At 70.1% G+C, this 2584-nt stretch carries 2 protein-coding genes and 1 pseudogene; 2 read left to right on the top strand and 1 reads right to left on the bottom strand.

Features of this window, described 5'->3' with window-relative positions; all coding sequences use genetic code 11:
- Positions 1-314, top strand: a pseudogene (locus tag ASG29_RS17020) (hypothetical protein); the annotation flags it as partial.
- Positions 311-1045: an SDR family NAD(P)-dependent oxidoreductase gene (locus ASG29_RS17015; protein WP_055982474.1), complete on the top strand. Its 735-nt coding sequence runs from the start codon at positions 311-313 to the stop codon at positions 1043-1045. The pseudogene ASG29_RS17020 and the gene ASG29_RS17015, both read left to right, overlap by 4 nt.
- Before the next feature lie 120 nt (positions 1046-1165).
- Here the strand turns inward: ASG29_RS17015 and gcvPB are convergent.
- The coding region (gene gcvPB, locus ASG29_RS07375; RefSeq protein ID WP_235532823.1) for an aminomethyl-transferring glycine dehydrogenase subunit GcvPB at positions 1166-2584 on the bottom strand (1419 nt) is incomplete at its 5' end.

The following is a 2584-nucleotide window of genomic DNA, read 5'->3' as shown; positions in this document are numbered from 1 at the left end:
TCGCGCTGCTGACCGGCGCGCCGACGCCCGCGACGCTGTACGCGGTCGGCTTCGTCACCCGCTTCGCGGTCGCGCTGACGCTGACCACGACATTGGTCGTGGCGATGGAGGGCCTGCCCGCGCGCGTGCGATCGGGCGCCTTCGCCATGCTCTACGCGCTGGCGGTCACGATCTTCGGCGGGACGACGCAATTCGCGGTCGCGTGGCTGACCGCGGCGACCGGCGACGCGCTCGCGCCCGCCTGGTACATGAGCGCGGCGACATTGGTGGGACTGGCGGCGATGCTGCTGCTCGCGAGGGAGAGACGGACATGACCGCAATGACGGGCAAGGTGGCGCTGATAACCGGCGCGGCGGGGGCGATCGGCACCGCGACCGCGGCGCTGCTGGCGCGACAGGGCGCGCGCGTCGTCGCCGCCGATCTCGCCGGCGCGGACTGGACCGCGTTGCGCGCCGCGGTACCCGATGCGCGCATCCTGACCGTGGACGTGACCGACGAGGCGTCGGTGGCGGCGATGGTCGCCGATACCGGGCGGATCGACGTGTTCTTCAACAACGCCGGGGTCGAAGGGCCGATCGCGCCGATCGCCGACTATCCGCTCGACGCCTTCCGCACGGTGCTGGCGGTGAACGTCGACGGCGTGTTCCTGGGCCTGAAATACGTCCTGCCCGTGATGCTGGCGCAGGGGTCGGGCGCCGTTATCAACACGTCCAGCGTCGCGGGCCTCGGCGGCGCGCCGGGCATGGCGGGCTATGTCGCCAGCAAGCATGCGGTCGTCGGCCTCACCCGCGTCGCCGCGCTGGAAGTGGCGGGCCGCGGCGTGCGCGTGAATTGCGTGAACCCCGGCCCGATCAGCGGCCGGATGATGGCGTCGATCGACACCGGTGCGGGCAGCGAGGAAGCGAAACGCGCCACCGCCATCCCGCAACAACGCTACGGCCGCGCGGAGGAGGTCGCGGCGGTCGTCGCCTTCCTCGCGTCGGACGCCGCCGCCTACGTCAACGGCGCGGCGTATACGGTGGATGGCGCGCTGACCGCGAGTTGAAACGAGGGTCGTTCAGGTCGAACCACCATGTCCGTTCGCCCTGAGCGCAGTCGAAGGGCACGCGTGCCGCATGTGCTTCGACTGCGCTCAGCACGAACGGACATGGGACGGGTCCCCGGATTATTCCGCCGCCCCCGCCACCACGACCGGCTCCTTCCACACCAGCACCGGCCGCCGCGCCGCCAGCGTCTCGTCCAGCCGCGATCGCGGCGCGAAATGCGGCGCGGTCTTCAGCGACGGGTCGCCCGCCTTCGCGCGCTCCGCGACAGAGCGCAGCGCGCCGATGAACTGGTCCAGCGCCGCCTTCGATTCCGTTTCCGTCGGCTCGACCAGCATCGCGCCATGCACCACCAGCGGGAAATACATCGTCATCGGATGGAACCCCTCGTCGATCAGTGCCTTGGCCAGATCGATCGTCGAGAATCCGTCCGCGAAGCCGCGATCGGAGAAGATCGCCTCGTGCATGCACGGCCCCGAATGCGCGAACGGCGCGTCCAGCGTGCCCTCCAGCGAGCGCAGGATGTAATTGGCGTTCAGCACCGCATCCTCCGCCACCTGCCGCAGGCCGTCCGCCCCGTGGCTGAGGATGTAGGTCAGCGCGCGGGTGAACATCCCCATCTGCCCATGGAACGCGGTCATCCGCCCGAACGTGTCGGGATGGTCGTCCCCCGCCGTCTCTTCCTCGATCAACTGGATATGCCCGTCCGCGTGTCTCGCGGTGAAGGGCAGCGGGCCGAACGGCGCCAGCGCCTTCGACAGCACCACCGGCCCCGATCCCGGCCCGCCGCCGCCGTGCGGGGTGGAGAAGGTCTTGTGCAGGTTGATGTGCATCGCATCGACGCCGAGGTCCCCCGGTCGCACGCGCCCGACGATGGCGTTGAAGTTGGCGCCGTCGCAATAGACGTAGCCGCCCGCCGCATGGACCGCGTCGCTGATCGCCTTCAGGTCGCGCTCGAACAGGCCGCAGGTGTTGGGATTGGTAATCATCACCGCCGCGATGTCCGGCCCCAGCCGCGCGGTCAGCGCGTCGAGGTCGATGCGCCCGTCGGCGTTGGCGGGAATGTCCTCCACGCTGAATCCCGCGAACGCCGCGGTCGCGGGGTTCGTGCCGTGCGCGCTTTCGGGCACCAGCACGACCTTGCGATGCCCCTCGCCGCGCTTCTCCAGCGCCGCCTTGATGCACAGCATCCCGCACAATTCGCCGTGCGCGCCCGCCTTGGGCGACATCGCGACGCCCTCCATGCCGGTCAGGTCGATCAGCCAGAACGCCAGCTCGTTGATGACCGCCAGCGCGCCCTGCACCGTGTCGACGGGCTGCAACGGATGCACGTCGGCGAAGCCGGGCAGCCGCGCCATCTTCTCGTTCAGCCGCGGATTGTGCTTCATCGTGCACGAACCGAGCGGGAAGAGGCCGAGGTCGATGGCGTAATTCTGCCGGCTGAGGCGGGTGTAATGCCGCACCGTCTCCGGCTCCGACAGGCCCGGCAGGCCGATCGACGCGGTCCGCGCCAGATTGCCCAGCCTATCCTCCCCGGCACG

This window comes from Sphingomonas sp. Leaf412 (assembly GCF_001425405.1).
Taxonomy (GTDB): domain Bacteria; phylum Pseudomonadota; class Alphaproteobacteria; order Sphingomonadales; family Sphingomonadaceae; genus Sphingomonas.
The sequence above is the reverse complement of the archived record's forward strand: the minus strand, read 5'-3'. Positions and strand labels throughout refer to the sequence as shown.

What these genes read in the sequence shown, in the direction of transcription:
- ASG29_RS17015 (WP_055982474.1), top strand. Translation starts at nt 311, where the DNA reads ATGACCGCAATGACGGGCAAGGTGGCGCTGATAACCGGCGCGGCGGGG.